The following is a 23,879-nucleotide window of genomic DNA, read 5'->3' as shown; positions in this document are numbered from 1 at the left end:
CCCTTCAGAATTTGCGCCATGGCGACGATGTCGCCCGGTAGAAGTTTTTGTAGGAGATGTGCCTGATATAGACCCGCCGCATCAACGGGTCGGCTTTCGCCATCGTGCGAAGCGCCCCAACCACGATCAGCCAGATCGCGATCCCGAATAGCGCGGCGTACCAGGTCAGCACCACGAAGATCAGGATGATGGCGGCCAGCGCCGTCAATAGTACCAGCTCACGATCGGCACCCATCAGCAGGTTCGGACGTGATAGCGCCCTGTGAACCCGCGACCTCACGAGAGCCGAGCCAGATTCAGCCATGAGCCCCCTCCCCTCTTTCAATCAGCTTGGGGGAGGGGGAGTACCCAAACGGGTCAACCTGCGAATGAAGCTCACCGATCGACGCCCCTGTCGCACCGAATAGGGCGACGATCTGGGTGGCGCCGAGCAGGACGCCACCAACCAGCGCGACGTAGCAAAGCCGTCGGGCAAAGCCGTTCAGCCCCCCGCCGAAGATCAGCATCGCACCAGCGATGGCGACGGCGGCAAGCGCGATGAAGCCGGCGACGGGACCGGTGATCGACTGTTGGATTTGCTGCAGTGGCGATTCCCAGGGAAGGCTGCCGCCACCGGAAGATGCCAGTGCCCCATCCAGGGAGCCGAGCGCGACGAGGGCCAGTGCCGTGAATATCGGGGTATGATGGGTTTTAAGCGACATGGCTGTCCTCTTCGATCTGGGCGTAATGTTCGGTCTGGTAGTGGTTGTTGCGGTATCCTTCGATATGGATGACCTCGCGGACCCGCCTCCCCTTCCCCGAGCGTTCGATGGAGACGATGAGATCGACGGCTTCGCCGATCACCTCCTGCATCAGCTGCTGGCTGGCTTCCGCCGTCAGTTGCTCCAGCCGACGCAGCGCCGACAACGCGGTGTTGGAATGGATCGTGGTGACACCGCCGGGATGGCCGGTGTTCCAGGCCTTCAGCAGGGTCAGTGCGGCGCCGTCCCGGCCCTCCCCGACAATGATGCGGTCGGGACGCAGGCGCATCGTACTCTTGAGGAGGCGAGCCATGTCGACCGTATCGCTGGTATGCAGTGAGACGGCGTTCTCGGCGGCGCACTGGATTTCGGCGGTGTCTTCCAGAATGACCAAGCGATCGTCCGGAGCTGCCGTGACGATCTCGGCAATGATGGCATTGGCAAGCGTCGTCTTGCCCGAACCGGTTCCACCGGAGATGACTATGTTCATGCGGGAATCGATTGCGCTGCGGATGGCGGAGGCTTGCGCTTCGGTCATCACTTTCGATGTCACATAATCGTCGAGAGGTATGAGGCGCGATGCCCTGCGCCGAATCGTAAATGCCGGCCCGGATACAATCGGCGGCAACAGACCTTCGAAACGGTGGCCGCCGATCGGCAATTCGCCGGATATGATGGGCCGCTCGTCGTCAGCCTCGGACTGCAGGGCGTGGGCGACGCTGCCGATCACGACTTCGGCGGCGGCGGGCGTCATTGCGCCAGCGGCTACTACGCCGTGCCCGAGCCGCTCGATAAACAGTCTACCATCGGGATTGAGCATGATCTCGACCACCGTCGCATCGTCAAGGGCGACACAGAGCTGGTCGCCGAGTGAGTCCTGGAGTTTGCGGACAAGGCGCGGATGGGAGCGAAGCTGGGTCACGCCGCACTCCTCAACGGGCGGCCGTTATCGTCAGCGATAATCGAACGGTATCCCGGCGGGCAGACCCGTTCGAAGCTTTTTCGGTCGGCGGGCAAATGTCCGGCGACGGCGACGGTGTTGCCAATCGCGACGGGTTCGCCCAGTCGCGTCATCGGCCAACCGGCGCGCTTCAAGATGCGTTCGAAGCGAAGATCGGTTGCCGTGACAATTTCGTCGTAGCCGTTTGCCATCGACCATTCGATGATGCCGGCGAACATGGTGAGCGTCGCGAGATGCAGTTGCCTCCCTGCCCTCCCGGTCGGCAATGTCGTGTCGACGCAGAAGCGTGAGCTTTCGATCATTGCCGTGGTTGCGCTGAGGGAGCCGGTTGCCAGCAATTGCGGAAACGTCCGCTCCAGCATGGTCGGTCCTGATGCGGGAAGAAGCCGTGCGCAGCCGACCACCCTCTGCCCACCGAACGTCGCGAGAATGTAGGTCGGGCTGAGCTCGTCGTATTGATCCCGTTCGCCGCCGTCCTCTATTGCGACATCCCATTTCAGACGGTTTCCAAACACTTCGGCTCGAAGCCGGTGCATTTGCTTGAGGTAACTGTTCTGGTGTTGGTATTGGTCGGGCGAGACGGTCAGAATCAGCATGTTGATCTCCGCAACAAGAAACGATGCGGAGAGAAAACATCTCATTCAGGGTGTGGCTATGTGCAGATCTGCACGTAGTGATTCTACTGAGTCAGTCTTCAAAAAGCGATTTGCGCGTGCAATCGATCTCGTGCAGCGTTGATTTCATGTGCAAATCTGCACTTCGCGTTACTTATTATTGACGAATAAAATTGGCCTAACCAGCAGATAAGACATCAAGAATCCTTTTTTGAGGTAATTTCGGTTGTAGCTCGGTTAACCTTCCATTAACCAAAAACGGCTTGCAACCAGACCAACATTCGGTAATCGTCACGGAAAAATTGCCGTATGCGCTAATTAACCGTGACAAGAGAATCTATCGTGAGCAAAGCCGCTGCCATATCCAGGAATGATCGCCCGTCGGTCGATGTAACCATCGGCGAGCATGCAGAACAGCTAAGTTCGCAGCTTCAAGCGATGAGTGAGGCGCTGTTCCCGCCCACTTCGCACAAAACGCTTCGCAAATTTACGTCAGGTGAGGCCGCACGCCTCATGAAGATATCCGACTCGACTCTTCGGAAAATGACGTTGGCGGGCGAAGGGCCGCAGCCTGAGCTCGCCAGTAACGGAAGGCGCTTTTACACGCTCGGCCAGATAAATGAGATCCGCGGCATGCTTGCCCGTTCGACGCGGGGACGTGAAAGCATCGAGTTTGTACCTCATCGTAGAGGTTCTGAGCATTTGCAAGTCATCGCAGTGACCAACTTCAAAGGTGGATCTGGGAAGACGACGACTTCGGCTCACCTTGCACAGTATCTTGCGTTGCAAGGATATAGGGTCCTAGCCGTTGACCTCGATCCGCAGGCCAGTTTGTCAGCACTCCTCGGCGTTCTGCCGGAAACGGATGTAGGCGCGAATGAGACGCTTTACGCCGCTATTCGTTATGACGATACTCGACGTCCGTTGCGAGACGTGATCCGTCCGACATATTTTGATGGCCTGCATCTTGTACCCGGAAATCTCGAGCTCATGGAGTTTGAGCACACGACACCAAAGGCCTTGAGTGATCGAGGCGGCCGCGACGGTTTGTTCTTCACACGCGTGGCTCAAGCCTTTGACGAGGTAGGCGACGATTACGATGTCGTGGTTATCGACTGCCCTCCTCAGCTCGGGTTTCTGACTCTCAGCGGGTTATGTGCTGCGACAGCAATGGTGGTTACGGTGCACCCGCAAATGCTGGATATTGCGTCAATGAGTCAGTTTCTGCTCATGACCCGTGACCTTCTTGGCGTGGTGAGAGAGGCGGGAGGGAATCTTCAATACGACTTTATACGTTATCTTTTGACGCGCTATGAGCCTCAAGATGCTCCGCAAACGAAAGTCGCTGCGCTCCTTCGAAACATGTTTGAGGACCATGTTCTCACAAATCCTATGGTCAAGTCCGCCGCCGTGTCTGATGCGGGTTTAACTAAGCAGACTCTGTACGAGATCGGGAGAGAAAACCTGACCCGTTCAACTTACGACCGGGCCATGGAGTCGCTCGATGCGGTGAACGCAGAGATCGAAGCGTTGATCAAGGCGGCGTGGGGAAGGGCCTGATGACACCTATCTCTCCCATCGTGCGGCTGTTGGGAGCTCCCAACCAAAGTTTATTCAGTGACCAGTCGGGAAGCACTCTGGTGATATGCCGCGAAGATATGAACTCACTTGAGGAAGGCCACGCTGGCTGGCCGGTTCGCGGTCACATTGTCCTGTTGGGAGCTCCCAACGGATCGGCGCTTGCTTCAGAGGGGCCATGGCAGAACGCCAAACCGAAGAGACTTTTATCATGAGCCGTAAAGACGCAATTGACTCGCTGTTTCTCAAGAAGCAACCTTCGACGGAAAGGCCATCCATCGATAAGTCGGCCGTTCGCGTTCGGACTGGTGCGATCTCTGCGATGGGTTCTTCGCTGCAAGTGATGGCCGAGGGAGCAAAAGCCGCATCTCGGTTGCAGGATCAATTGGCTGCGGGTGAAACCGTCGTGTCTTTGGATCCGTCCATGATTGACGGGTCGCAGATCACGGACCGCCTCCCCGTTGACGTCGATCCGAAGTTCGATCAACTTGAAGCGAGCATTTCACAGGATGGGCAGCAAGTACCAATCCTTGTTCGCCCGCATCCTGAGACCACCGGTCGATATCAAATCGTGTATGGCAGACGGCGGTTGCGCGCAGCCGCCAATCTACGAAGAGAGGTTTCCGCAATTGTCCGAAATCTCACGGACCGCGAACTGGTCGTGGCACAGGGGCGTGAGAATCTTGATCGTGCCGACCTCTCCTTCATTGAGAAGGCGTTCTTTGCCCTGCGCCTTGAAGAGGCCGGGTTTGATCGGCCAACGGTCATTGCGGCACTATCGACCGACAAAGCCGACCTTAGCCGCTATATAGCTGTGGCCAAAGCTATACCGCTGGATCTCGCTACACAAATAGGTCCCGCGTCAAAAGCTGGCCGGTCGCGTTGGGTTGCACTTGCAGAAGGTCTCGCGAACTCCAAAGCGGCGGACGCAATTGGTGGGGTGCTTGAATCTGAGCTATTCCGGACGTCCGATAGCGACACCCGCTTTTCTCTTGTTCTCAAGGCTGTTTTGAAACCTGCGGTAAAACCTTCAAAGAGCGTGAAAGCTTGGAGCATGCCCAAAGGTAAAAAGGCGGCTGTAATCCAAAAAGATACCGGACGAACGGCTTTGATTTTTGACGAAAAACTGGTGCCTGCATTTGGCGAATTCGTTGCTGACCAGTTGGACCGTCTGTATGCCCAATTCATAGAAACAACGGATGGGGAGAAGCTCGACCAATAACCCAATTTCCATCGATCCGAGGTTCACTCAGATGAGATGAAATGAACCGCAAAAGAAAAAGGCCCCCGAAACGGCGTTCCGGAAGACCTTCTCTATAGTCTCGCAGCTAAGAGAATCGCATTTTCAGGAATCCCAGTCAAGAGTCCCGTGAGGGAAAGTATCGTTTCGACGAGCTGATTTCTTTTGCCTAACAAAGGTACAAGGAAATGCAGACGCATTTATCAACGACGCCCTTTGGGCGGCGGCCGATGACTCTCGGCCAGATTTCAAGTCAGATGTCAGCAAAGGCCGTGGCGCCTGACGCTACCGCAAATAAATGGCATGTGTTCCAGAATATCCGGGAGGCGAGGGAACTGCTCGGCGCAACGGATCGCTCGCTTGCGATCCTCAATGCCTTGCTGACCTTTCATCCCGAGACAACGCTTACCGGCGATGGTGAAATCATTGTATGGCCATCCAACGAACAGCTAGCGGCACGCGCCAATGGCATGCCGGCGACGACGTTGCGTCGGCATCTTGCAGTTCTCGTGGAGTGCGGCCTGGTCATCAGGCGCGATAGCCCGAACGGTAAACGCTTCGCGCGTAAGGGCAGGGGTGGCGAAATCGAGCAGGCCTACGGCTTCGATCTGTCTCCGATCGTGGCGCGCGCCAAAGAATTCAGAGATATGGCCGAAGCGATCCAGGCTGAGAAGAAAGCCTTCCGTGTCGCGAAGGAGCGGCTGACGCTGTTACGCCGTGATATCGTGAAGTTGATCGATGCGGGTATCGAAGAGGGCGTTCCCGGCAACTGGTGCGGAGTGCAGCAGGTGTATCAAGCGATTATCGGCAGGCTACCACGCTCCGCACCAAGACAGCTTGTGGAGGAGATCTGCATCGGTCTTCATGCGCTGTACATAGAAATCCGTGACGTCTTGGAATCTTTCGCAAAAACACAGATTCAGGACGCCAATGAGTCCCATTTTGGTCGTCACATACAGAATTCAAAACCAGACTCTATACCTGAATCTGAATACGGCTTTGGAAATAAACCAGAAGCGGGCGGCACGGTTGAGGAATTCGACAACGTGCGAAGCCTGCCGAAGCGGGAATTGCCATTAGGAATCGTGCTGAATGCCTGCCCGAGCGTGCTGGAACTGGCTCAGGGTGGCGAAATCCGCCATTGGCGCGATTTTCTGGCGACTGTCGAACTTGCTCGGCCGATGCTGGGTATCAGCCAGAGCGCCTGGCGGGAAGCACTCGATGAGCTGGGCGAGCAGCATGCGGCAATCACGCTTGCGGCGATCTATCAGAAGGCCGACCAGATTGGATCGGCAGGCGGATACTTGCGTAACCTGACAGATCGAGCCCGTGATGGTAAATTCTCAACGTGGCCGATGATCATGGCACTGCTGCGGGCTAAACTTGATGCGCAGAAGGTGAAGGCTGACGATCGGCTGCCCGCGTTGAACGAGACGGCCGACAATGGATCAGGGCTGCGGGCATCCGATGCGCTGCTGAGAACTCTCGGCAAGTCGAGGCCGAAATGAATATCCGGTTAGGCTTGTTCGGGCTGCACCGGGAGCGGTGCTGGATCTTCGCGCGCGATTGATCAGGTTCTTGACCGACGAAGGAGACCATTTGGTGCCACCACGCCGCGTACGCTCATGAAGCCGTTCCAACTGGCTTGCGATCTCACGCAAAGTGCGTTCAGAGTGGGAGGGATGAATCCCTGCGACCAGCGTCATAAGCCGGTCTTCCGGGAGGCGCGGCGGCGATTTTTTCAGCCACGCGATATCCGCCATGCCTTCGGCCACCATTCATTTCACGGCGCGGCGAAGACGTTCTGGCGTCCAGTCGAACCCGCGCTGCTTCAGGACGCACGCGATATCGTCCCAGCTGTGGTCGGGACGCATGCGTAGTAAGGTTGGAATCCATTGATTGTCCGTCGCCTGGACGCGATCACCGTAGGCTGCCTTCCGAGTGGCGATCATCCTCGCCAGTGCATCCGGGAGGCATTCTCGGATCCCAGGGTTGCCCGGCTTCTTACCCTTTGCCTTCGCGGCGCTGATACCTGCCTTCGTGCGCTCGGATATCAGCGCGCGTTCGAGTTGAGCCACGGCGCCGAGGACTTGGAGCGAAAACATGCCTTGCGGCGTCGAAGTGTCGATCGGATCTCTCAACGACCGGAAATGCGCGCCTTTTGCCGTCAGAGCGTCGATTACCTCTAGCAAATGACTGACGGAACGCGCCAGGCGGTCGAGCCTGACCACGACGAGGGTGTCGCCCGCGACGATTTCCAGGACGAGTTTAGCAAGAGCCGGTCGGTTGCGGGAAGCGCCAGACCCGTATTCTTGAACGATCGAGGCACAGCCGGCAGAACGAAGTTCCATCTCCTGCGCTTGCGTGGTTTGTTCGTCCGTTGACACACGCGCGTAACCGATCAAGTATAGTTCCAAGAGGGTGAGGAAAGGCGGCGTTCGATGGTCGAGACAGAGTTCGCTTTTGCACCCCGTTCAGCCGTGCCGGAAGCGCAGGCCGTGATGTAGAGCCCAACGGTTTTCGGGTGCGGGAGAGGTGAGACAGATTGGACCGCCGACACCAAGCGGCAAAATGCTTCCAGTCTGCGGCATAAGCCTTGCGGGTATTCGCCGAACTCGCCGCCTCGACGTAGCCGCGTGCGCGCTCAGTGAGGTCGGCTAGATGGACAGGCGTAGGGTCCTAGACGGTAAGAGAGGGGAGGGGGCCGTCATGCAACACCGCCGGTGCCGAAACATCTTGCCCAGCCGCCGTGTCGAGAGACGGCGCTAGTGGGTCCTCGACGTGATATTCGCTGTTTTGCTCGATGATTTGGGTCGTTATCAATATAAAGAGCAAATGTCCAATAATGCCTTCGAGAGGAAATTTTCAAATACGCAGCGGATAGCGCCGCGTTAACGTCTGGTGCCCATATCTTCACAGATCCGTCCGAGAACTCCGCACACCATTAGTTGCCGATCGTTTCCGCGTTCTGAAGCGGTCTTGACCGCATGAGAGGTCAACGGCGCGCTTCGTGAAGGATTGCCTTGCTGCTTATCCCGACTGTCCGGTCGAAATGGTGGGCTTTTCGTTAAATGCCCGCGAGCCTGAAAGCGCGATTTGGCCGGAATCAAGGATTTCCTGCAGAGGGCCCGGTCGGCCGAGCAGGTAACCTTGCCGATCGCTAGTACCGCACGGATGATAGCTCTAATTTGTGGAGTGCTTTCACTCATAAATGAGCGATCGAGTTTGATCTTATCAAAGGGGAAAGCGCGCAGTGTGTCGGGCGATGAATAGCCCGTCCCAAAGTCATCGAGCGCAACACTCACGCCGAGTCCTTTTATCTGGCGCAACGAGTGCAGTGCGCGTTCACGATCAGCGAAGATGGTCGATTCCGTCAGTTCGATTTCCAGCCGCTCCGGCGGCAGACCCGTTTCGACCAGTACGCTACGCTTTAGAATAGCGAAGCGCACAAACCGACAACATGTACCCTCCTTGTATCAGGCTGCGTTTCGCGGAGGTAGCGATTTTGTTTCAATTCTGCGTTCGACGTTTGCCAGGTCACGAAGTTGGTAATTTTGCGACCCGCCGGATGGCCTTTATAGACCAGCAGCTTTGGTCAGGTTGATCAGAAAGCGATCCCGCCGCCGCTGATATCTGCGGGTCATCTCCGCTGAAGCGTGGCCTAAATGCTTCTGCACATATCGTTCATCGACTTCGGCAGACGAGGCAAGACCCGCGCGTAGGGAGTGCCCTGAGAATTTGAATTGTCTCTCGATCTCGGCCAGGTCGCCTCGAATGCCGGCAGCCATGGCTGTGCGCTTGACCAAACGGGCGATTTCCTTGTCGTTCAAGCGCTCCGACCCAACGGACTTCCCCTGTCCGGTAACCCGACGAAAGAGCGGGCCATGCGCAAGTTTGGCGAACTTGATCCACGTTTCGACGTTGGCGACAGGGCAGGTGGCGTCGGACGAGCCACGACCGATCTCGACTTCACGCCAACCGGTCTTGCCGCGAAGCGTCACCAGCATGCCCTTGTCGAGGATCTCGATCCAGCCGCGACCATCTTCGGTCTGATCCGCTTTAAGATCGAGACCAACGATCTCCGAGCGCCGAAATCCACCGGCGTAGCCGATCAGCAGCATGGCCCGGTCGCGCAGGCCGCGCAGGGTGCCGCGATCGAGCGTTTCGATCATGGCGATGATATCGGTTGCCATGACCGCTTCCTTCTGCACCGGCGGTTTGGCGGGGCTGGTGCGGGTACCGGCCATGACAGTTGCGATGTGCCGATCCTTGCGGTCGAGAGCCAGGCCGCGTTGGGAATAGTTCCAGGAAATCGAAGACAGGCGGCGCTCGATCGTCGAAACGGAATTTGGCTTGGCTCCACGGTCCACGGATCCCGAGGCACATGCCGTGATGTAGAGACCGACCGTTTGCGGCTGCGGGGGGAGCGGGGAAAGATTGGAGCGCCGACACCAGGCGGAGAAATGCTTCCAGTCCGATGAATAGGCCTTGCGTGTATTGATAGAACTGGCCGCCTCGACATAGCCGCGCGCCCGATCGGTGAGATTCTGGAGGTGGGCCGGCAGGCCGGCCCCTGGGTGAGGGGCAGGGGAGGGGATTTCGGTTCGCGAAATAGGAGAACCGTCCGCCACGCGCTGTTCCTCGACTGTTTCTTTCATCTCAAACATCCCATGGATTGATCACAGTGGCGTCTGTGTCCTCAAAGTCCTTGACGTTGCGAGTGACGAGGATCAGATCATGGACTATAGCAGTGGCTGCGATCAGCCCGTCGATGTCGCCGCGGGGACGGATCGCGGAAATGCGGCCCCATTCGACTGCGATCTCGTCGGTCACCGTCAGGATGCGATCAGCATGATCGTGGCGCAACTTTCGCAGCCATTCGGCAAGATGAGCTGCAGCCCTAAGATCCGTTTTTTGTTTCAGGGCAATGCCGCGCATGATCTCACCAAGTGTAAGCGCACTCAAGTGGACGCTGAGCGGATTGACCGAGCGCAGCCACGATACTGCTTGGGGTGTGCCCCGTCTTGCCTCCGAGACGATATTCGTGTCCACCAGATACATCAGAAGGCCACGTCGCGGCTTGAGACCTTGGCTCGCGCGTCGACCGCGTCAGTGAAGGTCTCATCCCAAGCGGGGCCTGTCAGCAGATCGTCGACCAAAGTCGGCCGTCCTGCGCGCAAGTCGTCATAGTCTTCAGCGGACAAGACGACCGCTGTGCGCTCCCCACGCACGGTGATCTCCTGCGGCCCTTCAAATCGCGCTTTTTGTACCACTTTAGAGAATTGGTTTTTGGCGTCCTGTAGCTGCCATTCCATCCATTCACTCCAATCTAGCTAGGCTGTCTAGCCGTAATTATCATTTTTTTCGTACGCTGGAAAGACTAGAGACCAAGCTTGCTGAGTCATATTGCGGGAATTTGGCCGCATTTCCTTATAATGAGGAATACGTCCGATAATGCAAGATTATCGGACGTTTTGTCTTGCCGACAGGGCGTGCGGTTAATTGAGATAATGGTGGTATAAACCGCGCACGTACTCTATGCTTCGCTTATGGATTCGCTCGCGCCTCCCGTTCCAATCATCCATAGTTGGACGCCTCGTCTGCCAGGCTGGGCGCGACAACGAACTCACGACACCAGCGAATCCGATGCGGCCTTCGCCGCCGGTATCGCTCTGAAATCGCTCGACGATCTGACCCGCACCGACCCGCCATGGCTCGGCTGCTGGCGCGATCGCCTTGCGCTCAAATCCGCTGCTGGCGCTGCCCGGATGTTCGGCCGCAGTGAGGACGAAATTCTGATCCGCGATGCGGCTTTGCTCACCCAGCCCGGCGACGATCCCGGACCGGCCGGCAACATGTTTTTGGCCACGCGAATGCTGGTGCGTCGAACCGGGACGATCACCACCCCCTTTGTTAAGGAGCTTGCCGCGCTGCTGGGGATGAGGTGGGACGATAGCCTTGTCCAGGTTTCGGAGTTGATCGATACCGCGATCCAGTCCGGGCGGGCGGCACCCCTCGCAGTTGCCGAGCTTGTATCGGCGATTTCGACCCTTCGTCCGGACGCCGAGGTGCTCTCCCTTGGGCTGGCCGACGTCGTCCTGGCCCGCCAGCTGAACTGGCCAAAACCGGTGCCCATACTATTGCCTGAGCGCTTTGGCCCCGCCTTCCGCACCATCGGTGGCCGCGGTCGCGTCCGGCCGGGGGAGCCAGCCTATCCGAAAGCGATCTGCCTGGCGCTGGTCAATGGCGTCGAGGACGCACTCCGCTCCGCCGTCGAGATTGATCGGCGGGCCGCGCGGCTGTTGGCCGTGGCGCCAAAGGTGCGGACCAAGGGCGCTGAGCCGGTGATCCGCAGGTTGTTGACCGAAGATGCCGTGCCGGCGTCGGCGCCGGGCTCAAAACTGTCGCGCTGGGCAGCCCACCGGCTGTTCGAGCGTCTGGAAAGTTTCGAGGCGGTGCGCGAGCTCTCCGGCCGCTCCGCCTTCCGAATTTTTGGATTGTGATCATGGCCGGATCTCCTGCACTCGAACCATCTCGTCGAAAGGCGAACGCCGCAGACGAACTTCTTTATGATCGTGAACTGGATCAGTTCCCGGCGGAGATGCGCTGGCGGGAATGGATGATGCGGGTCGAGGCGGTGATCTTTGCTTCGGCCGAGCCCGTCAGCCGAGAGACGCTGGCGCGGGTGGTGGGGAAGGAGTGCAGCATCGATCTGCTGATCGATGATCTCAGGGAGGATTTGCAAGGCCGGCCCTATGAACTGGTGTCGGTCGCCGGCGGTTGGCAGCATCGAACCCGGCCGCGGTTCGCCGACACCATCCAAGCGTCAGCTGCTCCAACACGCGGCACGGCAACAATGTTGTCGGAGTTCGAGGCGATGGTGCTGATGGCGGTGGGATATTTTCAGCCGATCACCCGAGGCGAACTGTCGAAGATTTTTGGCAAGGAAGTCAGTCGCGACGTCATGGGTAATCTGCGTGGCGCAGGGTTCATCCGCTCCGGGCCACGCAGCCCGACGCCGGGTGCACCCTATACCTATGTGACGACAACGCACTTTCTTTCCACCTTCGACATGGAGACGCTGCGCGACCTGCCGAACATCGAAGCGCTCGAAGATGCGGGTTTGCTGAGCAAAACGGAAGTCGCCGTAGAAGCTCAGGCCGAAGGCGATTCAGAAGAAGAATAGGTTTCAGTGAGTTACTGGTGGCTCTTCTTTGGCGATAGACGAGAAAAATCGATTGCTGCATAAAGTTGTAGATGCTCGGGGGAAATAAAATGCCGTCATTGAAATCAAATCTCGTCAAAAGAATCGATCGCCTTCCCAAACCCGGCAACGCGGCTGATGCTATGCAGCCTCTTTTTGAGGCGGTGAGCAATTCAATCCATAGCACTCAAGATCGCTTCAAGGAGAACGTCGCAACCAACGGCAAGATCGTCGTCACTCTGACGATGGCTCGTCGGCAGGCGCCTGCCAAGATCATCGTCGAAGACAATGGTATCGGGCTCGATTCGAAGAACTACGAGGCGTTCACCACAACCGATACCGACAACAAGATTGCCCGTGGCGGCAAAGGTGTTGGAAGACTTCTCTGGCTAGACTCTTTTGAGGCGATCAGCGTCTCAAGTAAATCGCAGGAGAATGGTCGAGGCACGCGTCGGAAATTCCGCTTCGTTCTATCGCGGTCCGAGCAGATTCAGGACTATGAAGAAAGCAGTATTGACGGTGTAGCGCCCGAAACCGGCGTGATGGTCGAGTTCAGCGGGCTTCGCGACAACGGCTACCGCGCGAAGTTCCCTGGCAGACCCGCGTATGTGTTCCAGCACTTCACATCTCATTTCCTGCCGACGTTTATCGGAAGCCGTTCGCCTCAAATCACAGTCCATTGTGGAGACGAGACTCGTCACTACCCTGAAGAGATCAACTCAATTATCCATCGCCGTGAGACCATCGAGAACATTGCGACCGTCGACTACGGGCCGCTCACCTTAACACTGATGGAGTGCGACAAGATCGCGAGCGCGGATTTGCAGGGGTCGCACTTCGTTCATTTTATTGCCCACGACCGCACCGTCCATTCCCAGAAGATCGACGGTAAGCTTGGGCTGAAATATTTCGGACCGAACGAGGACCGGGTGTTTCATGCGGTACTGACAGGTAAATACCTAGACGACAATGTCAACCAGGAGCGAACCAAGTTCCAGTTCGAAGATGCCATCCTCGATCGCATCGTAAATGACGTTTGTACTCCTCACATCGAGAAGTTTCTGGCCGAGCCATTGCAGTCATTACGACAGGATCAGCGAACAAGGGTCAAGGCGATTACCGAATCCTATCCGTCAGTCGCCTTCGGTGATGTCGATGAACTACAGGAGAAACTCCCCTCTGGCGAACTGAACGATGACGCCATCTTCGGCCACCTTTCGCGTGAACGGTATCGAAGGGACCAACGACAGGCAGAAAAAATTCGTACCGTGCTCGAACGCCTGAAGGAGCCATCAGTCGACGTCAACACGTTCGCCGGCGCCATCGAGGCTGCCGGTAAGGCGATCGAAGAGGCGGAGCAAAAGAGCCTCACTGAATATATCGTCCGCCGAAAGGTCGTGCTCGATTTTATCGAAATCCTCCTCGAGAAAGTTCGTGACGACACGCGCGACAGCAGCTATCAGCGCGAAGACATCTTGCATTCCTTCATCTGCCCGCTGCGGGTGAACACCTTGACCAATGGCAGCAGAAAGGTCGTTCCGGCATCCTCACACGACCTTTGGATCATCGACGAGCGCTTGACGTTCGCTCAGTATTTTAGCTCCGATGCGGAATTCCAAAACCTTTCCGACGCCGTCGCCAGCGAAGAGCGTCCGGATGTTCTGATCTTCGATCATGTGCATGGGCTCCGTCAGACAGAGGATCCGTCAAGGGTGCTACTTGTCGAGTTCAAGCGCCCCGGGCGAACAAGCTACGCCTCAGAGGAAAACCCCCAGCATCAAGTCGAGCGCTACGTGCGACGATTGCTCGAAGGCGGCAAGCTTGACGTCAAAGGGAGACCCATAAAGCTGAAGGATGATACCGTTTTCTACTGCTTCATTGTTGCGGATATTGTCGGCAAATTGGATGAGTGGACCTATTCATGGGACCGGACCGCGGACGGCAGGGGACGTCTTTATCAGCCGCGGTCAGGCTTCAAAGGCTCTATCGAACTGATCGCGTGGGACACGCTACTCAGCGATGCCCGCGAGCGAAATCAGGCCTTCTTCGATCGGGCTGGGATTTCAGGCAAAAGCTTCTTCGTCGAAGCGCAGGACGCAGCGCATCAGCGCCTTCGAGCTGCTGACGACAAAGCTGCCGAGACCACCTTAAGTTACGAGGCAGCATCGGTTTAATCGTAGAGCAGCTGCTGAGACGTTGAGTCGAGTAACGACATAAGTGGCATCGATGCGGTGCATTGTGTCCTCTAGACTACTATGGCGAGATGAATAAAACGATTTACAAGTCGGGGAGGAGCAGGTGCCAGCGTATGATGCGGACGAGATCAGGGCGTTGATCGCCGGAGGCGAGGTCGTTGGCTTTACTCTCGACACGAATATTATCGATGGCTTGAACGCCAACGGCAATCTCGACAATCGCATCTTACTGAGTATCGAAAATCTGAAGACGAAAAAGATCACCGTTGTCTTGTCGGACGTGGTGGCAAACGAAGTGCTGGCTCACATGGCGAAAGCGCACCAAGGAGCGCACGAACAGCTCGCTACGGCTCTGAAAACATACAACAAGATTTGGAAGGATTATGCATTTATCGCAGGCGAGCTCGCAGCCAAACTGCTACCGACGGAGGTAATCAAGGACCATTCAGCCGCACTCCTCAAGACTTTTTGCGAAAAAGTCGGCGTCTCAATCATCTCTTCTGCTGAAGCCATTGGCGTTGCGGAACTGATGGAGCGGTACTTCACGAACCAGCCGCCATTCGCAGGCGCCGACAAAAAATACGAATTCCCGGATGCTGTAGCGCTCGCTGGCGTCGATAAGTGGTCGCAAGACCACGGGTATCTTCTGTGCGTCAGCAGGGATAGGGGTTGGATCAGCTATTGTGAGGAGAGTGAATATCTCTATTGCGCAACCGATCTGGGCAAGGCTCTTGCTTTGTTTCATGAGGACGAAGCGATCGTCGCGAAGTGCCTTACCCATTTAGCTGAGGAGCCCGAAGGCGCGCTTGCCCATGAGATCGCGAACGCTATCCAGCGCGACCTTGACGACCTCGACTTTCAAGTCGAGGCATCAGCTTATATGGAGTGGGAGGCAGAGCTCGAGGAAGCGGCCGTAGAGTCCGTTGTATATGCTGGAGGCCCTGAGCAACGGATTGTCGCTTCCGACGGTCATACGGTAACTTTTCTGATCCCGGTAAACGCGAAGCTTAAGATCCAAGCTGGCTTTCACTTTTCCATTCACGACAGCATCGACAACGACTACGTTTCTCTCGGCGGCTCGATTGAGGAGGTCACAATCGAACATCGTTTCGAAGTCACGCTGACGATAGATGGGAAAGGGAGCGAGGAGATCACAATCGAAGACGCCAGCGTTAATCCGGCGACGAGCTTGCGCGCTGTGGATTTTGGTCATGTTCAACCGTTCTACGAACACGAGCCTGATTGAACGTCGAGCACGTGCTTGAGCTCGACCTCCTGTTATAACGCTGGTAAATCGCCGATGGTGTCAGATCGATGTCGCGCTCACTCGACCCATCAAATATGAGGCGGTTGACCCTAGGTACCGCGCCAAAACCCGGACACCGATGCGGCCGACCGGCGCACAGGCTGACGAATTGCGAACTCACGAGGTAGGCATGGTAGACGGTTTGGGTTTTCACCTCGATGATCGTGACTACGCCCATTATCTGATCGCAGACTTGGACCTCGAAGCGCAGCTAATTGCGATCAGAGCGATCATTGCTCGGAATGCTGCTGCAGCCAAAGATGCCTCAGATCAGATAGATAAAATGGCGGAATGGGCTCGGCAATCGAAAGGAAGGGTGAGCGATCACGCGACAGATCTTTGGGTCGACGAGATGCACGCATCGGTCTACTCCGACGCGGCGGCTAGTATGGCCGCACTCGGCATGTTTGCCCCACTCATCGAGAGCATTTTCACGCATACGTTTCGTGCGCTCCATCGCATGTACCGTTCAAGCGAAACACCGTTTCCTGCGCATGAGAGATGGACGCGGCTACCGGAGGAAATGATTGACCGCTGGTCTGCCAATATCTACGTCGACGTCGAAGCTGCTCGGACAGATTTACCGGCAGGTATCAAACAGCTGTCTCACGCGGTGGGGCTTTCCAAGTTTATAACGAAGAGCGACTTCCGGTTGGTGAATGCTCTACTGAACTACAGGAACCGCATGTTCCACATGGGTTTTGAATGGCCTCTCGAGGATCGCCAGAAGTTCGAGAAGCTGGTAAACCAAAACCGGTGGGAGACATTTTTCACAAGTTCCCGTCATGGCAATGAGCCATGGATTTTTTACCTGACCGACAGCACAGTCGACGGGCTTCCGGACTGGGTTGATGAACTCATTACTAAGATAGGACTTTTCGCTCGATCGTTGCCCCGAGACCTGCTCAGCGGTTCGGTCGAATAGTGCCTGGAGTGGCTACCGAACCGCATCGGCCTCCGTGGACTTTGTTGTTCTTCCAATGTCCATAGCTTTTGTCAGCGAGAGGGGTACTTTTGAGCGCATTCCTAACTGCCGAGGAGGAGCAAACGCTTTTCAAGATCGTAACGGATTTGATGATAGAAGCCGTGAGGCCATCGGCGACAGCACTTGTCAGCGAGAATGACGATGATGTGCGGCTTGGGGGGTCTGGGACCTTCATCAGCGTTGCGGATCGGCTCATCGTCCTGACATGCGCGCACGTGACCAACTGCGGTGGTACGGATTATGGCTTTTACGGATCGACCCGGATGTTCTCAGGAAAGGGCAGTGTCGTCCAGTCGTCAAGAATTGACGTCGCATTGATCGAGGTCCCGTTTGAGGTTTGGCGCGACAACGCTGCGAATGCGGTCGCCATTCCGATGGAGTCATTGGGGGCCAGCCACGACCGCGTAGACAACGAATTGTTCTTCCTGATGGGCTTCGCCGGCGAAAACTCGCGCTTCGCTTTTGAGAGCATTGAGGGAACAGCAACGGGCTATTGTACTCAAATCAACAGAGACGCGCCGGCCGGATTGGTGACAAGTTGGGATATGACGACCGAAAGCTTAGTCGCACGACGTATTGAAGATGTTCGTGAATGGATTTTGGAATCACTGTAACCGCTGCTTAGAGCAGCCGAGCAGCGTATCAGGCGCAGCGTCAGCTTCGAAGTCATCCTCTGGAGCGGCCGCACAACTTCCAGCTTCAACAAGCCTCAACACGAAGCCATAAAGGACTACTCGTCCCGAAGAGTCGTATTAATATTGCGGAGCTGTGAACGGCAAAGGAATTTCTGATGAAGAGAGTGTTGACGGTTGGAGTGATGTACACCGACGCCCCTATCGCGGGGGTGGAAATCGACAATTTAGGCCTATGCCGGCCCGGGGTGGATCGCGAACGTGCGGCGTATCCACTTTATGAATATGACACTATCATCATCAACCCAGAGAGTTACAGTCATTTTCTGTTCGGTAGGGCAGGGAAATTTTCAAACGAGCAAAATGAACTCGGCAATCTCAAACGCGAGAATGAGCGATACGATATCGATACAGCCTTCGATCAAGACGATCGAGAGAAAGAAATGGAGGTCGCGATCTCCGACGGTGCAACCGTGGTTTGGTGCCTTTCGGAACCGAAAAAGATCAATTTTTTTGGCTATCGAGAAACCCATCTAGGCTACCTTGCGCCGAAGGTCTCCAGCCTGGTGAAGCGGTCGGATCTCCTTGTGAAGAAGGGACGGAGAATGGGTAGCCTAGATCCAGACAGCCCCTTTGTGAGATACTTCGATAAGTTAACCAGTTCAGATGGCTGGACTCTCTGCCTGTCCGATCCGACCGACGGATTCACCACGATCGCCACGACCCCTGAAGGCTATAGTCTAGGCGGTAAGGTGACACTTGGAGCAACAAACGGTTGGTTACTTACCCCTCCGACTTCGCAGGAAGCTGTAAATCAGCTTGTTCGTGACAGCTTAGCGGTGGAAAAGAATGACCCCGCCCAAGACAAATATCATGGCATCTTTCTGAGCCATACCGGCGTCGATAAACCCTTCGTCCGTAGGCTTCGGAATGATCTAATCGCACACGGCGTTCAGAAAGTGTGGCTGGACGAAGCCGAGATCGACATTGGCGATTCACTTATCGCGAAAATTGAGGAGGGCATCAAGCTCAGCCGATATATCGCGGTCGTGTTGTCGAAGAAGTCTATCGGGGCACCCTGGGTTAAGAAGGAACTGGACGTAGCGATGAACAGGGAAATCGCCAGCGGTGAAGTTGTGGTGCTGCCACTGCTCTACGAGGCTTGTGAGCTGCCGGAATTCTTGAAGGGCAAGCTCTATGCCGATTTCTCCAGGGAAGAAGATTATGAGGCCGTCCTGCGCAAGCTTCTGCGGCGGCTTCGCATCACATCATGAGCGAGGAAATGATCGGTCCAAGCGCCGAAATGCTCGATGCGATGGGCGAGCTATGGCGACTCCGTCCACCTGCGCCTGACAACATTCTTAAGCACCCGGCGTTTGTGCGCCTTCGAGACGTCTGCCGAAATGATTACTCCGGCGGAGGAAAGGCGGGGCCGAACTTTGCCCTTTCTACGGCGCTAAGATCGCTGGGTTTGCCATGTCACCACCCAAGTGCCACGCCGGAACTGGCGGTGCCTGTGGAGGCGGCGGCGGCTGACCTGGATGCAGCCTTCCGCGCCACCCAATCAACCCGGACTTATCTCGCACCGCTCGATCTGGCTGCAGACCTACCGCGGCTCGCGTTTGGATCGGCCTCAGTTTGCCGCCTAAAGCCATCCGAACTTCGCACATTGTTCGACGAACCTCGGCTAAAGCGCCTCTACCCGCGATACCAGTTCGATGCTGATCGATTTGCGCAGTTTCACTGGCTCGTGGTCCAAGAAACGTCAACATTTGAGCATGAGCCGGAGGGAAGAGCAGTTCCCATGTTTGTGCTGGACTTCAGCAAGGACCTGGGACGGATCGAGCCGCACAAGGGGCGGTTTCCCCCCAAGTTTGAGGAGGCCCTGTTTTTTCTCTTGCTGGCTCCTTGGGAGCACTGGACGACCCTCCCCGAGGGAGACTGGCGAGGCTTTCGTCTGCCTTGGGTCCATACTGTTGATAGCGATCTTTTCGTACGGCTAACAGCGCCGCCGTCCCCTTACACCCTCAGCTGGAATGAGTACACCTACGATGACGGCTACGGCGGGACAGTGGAAGAGGAGCGGCCGGTCGAATTTCCCTTAGACGACGCTGTAAAAACTGAGCTGCCCATATGGGACCAAGGTCGTTGGGCAATCGTCGAGGCAGCGAAGAAATGCGAACTGTTCGAGACACCGATCGTACATTTTCTTGTCCGGGCGTTCCTCGCCGAGGGCATCGACGAGTTCCTGGCACATATCACGACAATCGAGGCGGCGCTCGGCCTCCGGGCCGACTATCAAAAGAGCTTCAGAAATGGCCCTGATAGGCACAAGCGAATGCGCCCAACGGACCGTATGCGAGGACGCGTTGCCGGCCTGCTTGGAGATCGTCATCACGCGGACCAGTACGGACAGCTCTTCGACATAAGGAGCGCGTTTCTGCATGGCCGAACCATGAGGGACATTTCTACGCAGGAGCAGGTAATGGCCCGCTCGCTGGCACGACAAGTCGTCGAAGAATTGATCCTCGCTTCTAAAACTGCCCCCGTCATCTCGCGCGACGACTTCTTAGATGGTCTACTTGATGTAGGAGCAACGCTGATCTAGCCGTTAGCAATGTGTTCACCGGCTCACGTGGAGCTACTGACAGGCTAGATGCAAACCACACCGGGGTGCCCATCTGGCTTTTAGCTGAGGGTGTTGGCATTGAGGTCACCGGCTAACCATTCAAGCGGGACAAGTGCTCGGCCACCGCGCCATTCTTCGATGAGTTCGACCCCGTCAATATCGCCCCATACGTCTTCATCTGCATGGTCAAGAACAATGACTTGCAGTCTACCCTGCGAGGAGACCGCCTCAGAACCTAGCAGAGAGAACACCTTTCTGACCGCAGCAACGTCCTGGTCTCGCCATGGCACTAGTTCGATAGTTTCCTCGGCGGTCCTTTTAGGGAAGTAGACCTGACTGGGCTGATCGAACACGAGCATGCTTGGAACGGCATGATGTGGCTCACCTAAAAAGAACCGTTGCAACGCGAGCATCAAGGCGACGTGATAGGCAAGCCAGTTTGCGCCGCTCCCGATTTCCCACAGATAATCCTCACGCGTCCCCCGCAGAACCTTCACCGTTAGGTCTTCAATTATCAGCCGTAGAGGCGCGTCTGGCCACTCGGCATCAAGTCGGGGAACCATGCGATTCGCAAAATTTGCAACGCGGTCGAGTGCGTTGCCTAGCTTTCGCCGGATATCTGCTTCTGACACGGTCTGTTGAAGGACAGATATCTGCGTCCTTAAGTCTTCAACCTCTTGCCTGAGATCCGACGACTGATCCGCTCTGTCGTAGAGGTGCAAGGCCTGCTGTAGGCGACCCAGGAACCGTTCGATCTGGTCAAAGCGGTTTGCCTCCGCTTGCGTCCTTTCTGAGTCTTTTTCCAGGTTTGAAATTTCAGTGCGAACGCCGTTCAGCTGTTCCAAGGTTGTTTCGGCTGCGGTACGAAGCCGGAAGATTTCCTTATCAAGCGTATTTGAGAGTGTTGGATGCGTCCTCAATCGGATTTCAAGGCCATCGAGATTGTCGCAGAGCGCCAGGATCTTCTCCCGACCCCCTTCGCCAAGTGACACGATTGGATCTGTGACATCAGCCGAAAGACCCCTCAGCCAGTCCGCTAGTCCGATCCTATCCCTTTGAATCCGCATAGCATCGCCGTAGGCTTCACTACTTTCCACCAAGCGCCGCAACTCATTCAGCCTCTGGCGGTGCTCAGTGAGCTCTCCAGCTATTTCGGTCTCTGCCGTGCGCAGGTCGGCAAGACGAGCCAATGTGACGTCGATGCCTGGCAAGTTGGGGCGCGCTGATCTCCAATTGGATCCTGCGACCAGACGGAGAAGGTCGATTATGTCAGGCCATTCCTTTGGAAGCTGCGTGTCAGACGCAAGGATACCAAGCTCAATCGCCTGACGTAACCAGCCTAATGCTTCAGCCTTCCAAGCGTTGTTGGCAGAGTCGATTGTCTTAAGTTCAGTTTCTTTGCGACGCAAAGATCGCTGCAGGCGATCTAGTTCAAAGCGGGCTTGTAGAACGGTTGCCGTTACGGCGCCTAGAACATAAGGAAAAATCGTTTTGAGCTTTTCTCGATGCTCGGTTGTGTCGGCCTTAAAAAACATCACGTCGGGGTTCGCGACGATGTTTTGTGGCTGGAAAGAGAACGCCATCAGATCACGGAAGCTCGGCCTCGACTTGTAGCCGCCCTCGGCATTCGGCTCGAACTCTAGATCAGTTAGGCCCGACAATCTGTTCAGGGCTCTCTTGACGGTCTCGACGTTCGTGGTTTTGTCGGTAATTTCTGCTGGAACAGCGATCGCTGATCCCTCGAGGAACACCATGTCCCCCGTCGATTGCTGATCGCCTGGCTCGCGACGAGCAAGAAGCTTCTGGCCTTCGATTGTGTCGACGAGAACGCCAAACCAGCTGCAGTTTTCCCTAATCACGCCAACGGGGATGGTGCATTTATCCGAGCCGAGGCAGTAGTCGATGATCGGAACAACCGCCGATTTGCCCGTTTTAGAAGCTCCACTGATGACGTTCACAATACCAGGTTTGAAATCGACAACGCGGGGCTCACCACCCCGGCGGGGCCAAAGAATGAGCTTGATGATCTGAAAATACATTAGAATTCTACCTGCAATGTGCTCACGATCTGCCCTGCGGTCAGCTGGGAAAACCAGAGCCCCAGCTTTTCAGCTCCATTTCCGATGTCCTTGATCCGCTCTGGGACGACTGGCCGACGTGGTTTGGTATTGAGATCATTGGCGCGTAGCTTCGCCTCGGCGTAGTCGATCGATAAAAGTTTGGTCCCGACGCCAAGACTGACTGATTGGAGGCTCAGATTGCGAAGCAGCAGCGTGCGGTCGTGAATGGCCAAGATCTTTTCCCGCTCTTTTCCAAGCTTCGATCCAAAAAGGGCCAAGCCAGAGCTTTTCTGCGTCGCGATCAGGGTTTGAAGCGTCTCTCTATGCAGGACAATTGGAAGAACAAGGAAGGCCAATGCAAACGAAACGGGCCTCTCGTCAGTTAGTTGATGGCCCAGGCCGAACCGCCAGATCGAGTAGGCACCAAGGCCCGGATTTTGGACGATCTTAAGGTCGGTCATTGCGCTGTTAGGGGGAGCCGTCATTCGTCGTCCTCTAGAAGTACGGAAAAGTCCGGGTGCCAGCCGAGGCGACGGCTCTCTGAAAGCGCGTTAAATGACCCATGCACGAAATGCCCTGGAACAGCGCGGCCTTCAAACGGAGGTTGGAGTGAGGCGCATCGCCGGTAGACAATTCGCCCGCGCGTCTGGCCATCGTGGGCCGCGTGGGTGTCTGAGATCTCGCCGGCAATGAATTGATAGCGCCCGATCAGGTCTTCGTCCCAATCGCGGAGATTGGCCTCAAAAATCAGCCCACTTTCGCCCCACTTGGAAATGTCTGCTGCTGTTCGAAGATAATCGCTCACAGCCCTAACACGACCTTCAGCCGGAATTTCGATGAGCTCGAGTTGGCGGACAAAGGTCGGCCTCGACTGCAACACCTCCGTTACCGCTTCGCTCGATGGGTGGTCCGTCAGTGACGACAGAAACCCTGGAAGATTGTTCTTTTGTATGAATGCTCGGAGCTCTGCGCGAAATCGATCCGCATCTATCTTCGCCGGGAGTCCGGCGCGGATCATCCGGTCTGCCGCTTCTTTCGCAGCTCCAATGGCGCGCTCGCATATCAAATCGACGATCAACGGCGAAACCGTCGGCTTGAAGATCTCGCGGAGGGGGTCAACAGGATCGTCATCCTCACTAATGATACGCAGGCGGCTCACAAGCATTTGCCGATGTTCTGGATCGGCTTCTAAGAAACGCGCGACAAGTTGCTTACAGGCCGGCTTCTTCTTCATCCCGGCGAGGCGTGTTTTGATGGAATCGACAGCAATATCGACCTGATCGCCAGTTTTGGCTTCATGTAATAGTTTTGCAATCTCACCGAACTTAGCTGGGGTCACATAGAGCCGATACTGGATCGTCTTCGTGTCGAGCTCGCCTGCCGCGAGAAAGTCGAGCCAGTTGCAGAGGGTTTTCCAGAGATCCTCTGCCCAGTCGGTGAGAGGATTATGCTTCGTTGCACTTTTACATTGCTCCACTATGATCCTGCCGTCCGCCTGATGAACGGCAACATCGTCCAGCACTTCAAGCGATACCGTCGCTCCATCCGGGCATTTCATGAGATAATAGCAAAGTCGCACCGGCTGAAGCGAGTATCCCAGATACTGCCCCGCCGCTGTGTGTTTCGAAATTTGGCTGCGTACTCCCATGACACCCCCGCACCTACTAAATCAAAAGCTTAGAAGGCGTATCTATAGTGATAGACGATCGCTAATCTTTCAAGCTCAGATTGCGTC

General features: G+C 56.2%; 21 protein-coding genes and 3 pseudogenes. 11 read left to right on the top strand and 13 right to left on the bottom strand.

Annotation, left to right across the window (positions count from 1 at the left end):
* Window positions 1–4: 4 nt before the first annotated feature.
* The 4 genes from ASB65_RS23045 to ASB65_RS23030 are packed head-to-tail and all read right to left on the bottom strand — an operon-like array spanning window position 5 to window position 2,297.
* On the bottom strand, window positions 5–304 hold the full coding sequence (locus tag ASB65_RS23045) for a conjugal transfer protein TrbD (protein WP_010892446.1): 300 nt from the start codon (window positions 302–304) through the stop codon (window positions 5–7).
* Window positions 297–701 carry a conjugal transfer pilin TrbC gene (trbC, locus tag ASB65_RS23040; protein WP_060725477.1) on the bottom strand — a complete coding sequence of 135 codons (405 nt, stop codon included), beginning with the start codon at window positions 699–701 and terminating at the stop codon, window positions 297–299. Before trbC ends, ASB65_RS23045 begins: the two co-directional genes overlap by 8 nt.
* Window positions 691–1,662 carry a P-type conjugative transfer ATPase TrbB gene (gene trbB / locus ASB65_RS23035; protein ID WP_060725476.1) on the bottom strand — a complete coding sequence of 324 codons (972 nt, stop codon included), beginning with the start codon at window positions 1,660–1,662 and terminating at the stop codon, window positions 691–693. The genes trbC and trbB overlap by 11 nt, the downstream gene beginning before the upstream one ends.
* Window positions 1,659–2,297, bottom strand: coding sequence for an acyl-homoserine-lactone synthase (locus ASB65_RS23030; RefSeq protein WP_040132351.1), 639 nt, complete (start codon window positions 2,295–2,297; stop codon window positions 1,659–1,661). The genes trbB and ASB65_RS23030 overlap by 4 nt, the downstream gene beginning before the upstream one ends.
* A 360-nt stretch (window positions 2,298–2,657) precedes the next feature.
* On the opposite strand from ASB65_RS23030, the gene repA reads away from it, so the two are divergent.
* The 3 genes from repA (at window position 2,658) to repC (ending at window position 6,641) form a co-directional block, all read left to right on the top strand.
* Complete coding sequence (repA, locus tag ASB65_RS23025) at window positions 2,658–3,875, top strand: plasmid partitioning protein RepA (protein ID WP_010892450.1); 1,218 nt, start codon at window positions 2,658–2,660, stop codon at window positions 3,873–3,875.
* A 229-nt stretch (window positions 3,876–4,104) separates the two neighbouring features.
* Window positions 4,105–5,115, top strand: coding sequence for a plasmid partitioning protein RepB (gene repB, locus ASB65_RS23020; RefSeq protein ID WP_040132353.1), 1,011 nt, complete (start codon window positions 4,105–4,107; stop codon window positions 5,113–5,115).
* Between the two features lie 206 nt (window positions 5,116–5,321).
* The gene (gene repC / locus ASB65_RS23015; RefSeq protein ID WP_010892452.1) at window positions 5,322–6,641 is read left to right on the top strand and encodes a plasmid replication protein RepC; all 1,320 of its coding nucleotides are present in this window, start codon (window positions 5,322–5,324) and stop codon (window positions 6,639–6,641) included.
* On the opposite strand, the pseudogene ASB65_RS23010 reads toward repC, so the two are convergent.
* From ASB65_RS23010 to ASB65_RS22990, 6 genes and pseudogenes are all read right to left on the bottom strand, one after another.
* A pseudogene (locus ASB65_RS23010) lies at window positions 6,582–7,550 on the bottom strand (recombinase family protein). The gene repC and the pseudogene ASB65_RS23010 sit on opposite strands and share 60 nt — an antisense overlap.
* Window positions 7,541–7,851 (bottom strand): annotated as a pseudogene (locus tag ASB65_RS29015) (integrase); the annotation flags it as partial. The pseudogenes ASB65_RS23010 and ASB65_RS29015, both read right to left, overlap by 10 nt.
* A gap of 431 nt (window positions 7,852–8,282) precedes the next feature.
* Window positions 8,283–8,558: pseudogene (locus ASB65_RS29010) on the bottom strand (EAL domain-containing protein); the annotation flags it as partial.
* Window positions 8,559–8,708: 150 nt separating this feature from the next.
* Window positions 8,709–9,746: a site-specific integrase gene (locus ASB65_RS23000; protein WP_060725530.1), complete on the bottom strand. Its 1,038-nt coding sequence runs from the start codon at window positions 9,744–9,746 to the stop codon at window positions 8,709–8,711.
* Window positions 9,747–9,792: 46 nt separating this feature from the next.
* Entirely contained in the window at window positions 9,793–10,194 is a 402-nt protein-coding gene (locus tag ASB65_RS22995) for a type II toxin-antitoxin system VapC family toxin (RefSeq protein ID WP_010892456.1), read from the bottom strand.
* Window positions 10,194–10,448, bottom strand: a complete 255-nt coding sequence (locus tag ASB65_RS22990; protein WP_040132270.1) for a type II toxin-antitoxin system Phd/YefM family antitoxin — start codon at window positions 10,446–10,448, stop codon at window positions 10,194–10,196. Before ASB65_RS22990 ends, ASB65_RS22995 begins: the two co-directional genes overlap by 1 nt.
* 234 nt (window positions 10,449–10,682) lie before the next feature.
* On the opposite strand from ASB65_RS22990, the gene ASB65_RS22985 reads away from it, so the two are divergent.
* The 8 genes from ASB65_RS22985 to ASB65_RS22950 all read left to right on the top strand — a co-directional run bounded on the left by ASB65_RS22985 (window position 10,683) and on the right by ASB65_RS22950 (window position 20,063).
* Entirely contained in the window at window positions 10,683–11,636 is a 954-nt protein-coding gene (locus ASB65_RS22985; protein ID WP_060725475.1) for a DUF1403 family protein, read from the top strand.
* A 2-nt stretch (window positions 11,637–11,638) separates the two neighbouring features.
* A complete protein-coding gene (gene scpB, locus ASB65_RS22980; protein ID WP_010892458.1) occupies window positions 11,639–12,319 on the top strand; it encodes an SMC-Scp complex subunit ScpB in 681 nt (226 codons plus the stop codon).
* A gap of 89 nt (window positions 12,320–12,408) precedes the next feature.
* Complete coding sequence (locus tag ASB65_RS22975) at window positions 12,409–14,511, top strand: ATP-binding protein (protein ID WP_051489785.1); 2,103 nt, start codon at window positions 12,409–12,411, stop codon at window positions 14,509–14,511.
* Window positions 14,512–14,635: 124 nt separating this feature from the next.
* The gene (locus ASB65_RS22970; protein WP_010892460.1) at window positions 14,636–15,778 is read left to right on the top strand and encodes a PIN domain-containing protein; all 1,143 of its coding nucleotides are present in this window, start codon (window positions 14,636–14,638) and stop codon (window positions 15,776–15,778) included.
* Between the two features lie 190 nt (window positions 15,779–15,968).
* A complete protein-coding gene (locus ASB65_RS22965) occupies window positions 15,969–16,763 on the top strand; it encodes a hypothetical protein (protein ID WP_139322530.1) in 795 nt (264 codons plus the stop codon).
* Between the two features lie 89 nt (window positions 16,764–16,852).
* Window positions 16,853–17,437: a trypsin-like peptidase domain-containing protein gene (locus tag ASB65_RS22960; RefSeq protein ID WP_040132272.1), complete on the top strand. Its 585-nt coding sequence runs from the start codon at window positions 16,853–16,855 to the stop codon at window positions 17,435–17,437.
* Between the two features lie 176 nt (window positions 17,438–17,613).
* Window positions 17,614–18,729 carry a toll/interleukin-1 receptor domain-containing protein gene (locus ASB65_RS22955; RefSeq protein WP_010892463.1) on the top strand — a complete coding sequence of 372 codons (1,116 nt, stop codon included), beginning with the start codon at window positions 17,614–17,616 and terminating at the stop codon, window positions 18,727–18,729.
* Window positions 18,726–20,063, top strand: coding sequence for a hypothetical protein (locus ASB65_RS22950; protein WP_010892464.1), 1,338 nt, complete (start codon window positions 18,726–18,728; stop codon window positions 20,061–20,063). The genes ASB65_RS22955 and ASB65_RS22950 overlap by 4 nt, the downstream gene beginning before the upstream one ends.
* Window positions 20,064–20,143: 80 nt before the next feature.
* On the opposite strand, the gene ASB65_RS22945 is transcribed toward ASB65_RS22950, so the two are convergent.
* The 3 genes from ASB65_RS22945 to ASB65_RS22935 are packed head-to-tail and all read right to left on the bottom strand — an operon-like array spanning window position 20,144 to window position 23,792.
* On the bottom strand, window positions 20,144–22,123 hold the full coding sequence (locus ASB65_RS22945; protein WP_040132274.1) for a DUF3732 domain-containing protein: 1,980 nt from the start codon (window positions 22,121–22,123) through the stop codon (window positions 20,144–20,146).
* The gene (locus ASB65_RS22940) at window positions 22,123–22,629 is read right to left on the bottom strand and encodes a three component ABC system middle component (RefSeq protein WP_010892466.1); all 507 of its coding nucleotides are present in this window, start codon (window positions 22,627–22,629) and stop codon (window positions 22,123–22,125) included. The genes ASB65_RS22945 and ASB65_RS22940 overlap by 1 nt, the downstream gene beginning before the upstream one ends.
* On the bottom strand, window positions 22,626–23,792 hold the full coding sequence (locus ASB65_RS22935) for an ABC-three component system protein (protein ID WP_010892467.1): 1,167 nt from the start codon (window positions 23,790–23,792) through the stop codon (window positions 22,626–22,628). Before ASB65_RS22935 ends, ASB65_RS22940 begins: the two co-directional genes overlap by 4 nt.
* Between the last annotated feature and the right edge of the window lie 87 nt (window positions 23,793–23,879).

The organism is Agrobacterium tumefaciens str. B6, from assembly GCF_001541315.1.
GTDB lineage: Bacteria > Pseudomonadota > Alphaproteobacteria > Rhizobiales > Rhizobiaceae > Agrobacterium > Agrobacterium radiobacter.
Note: the sequence above shows the minus strand (reverse complement) of the source record. Positions and strands in the feature narration are given on the sequence as shown.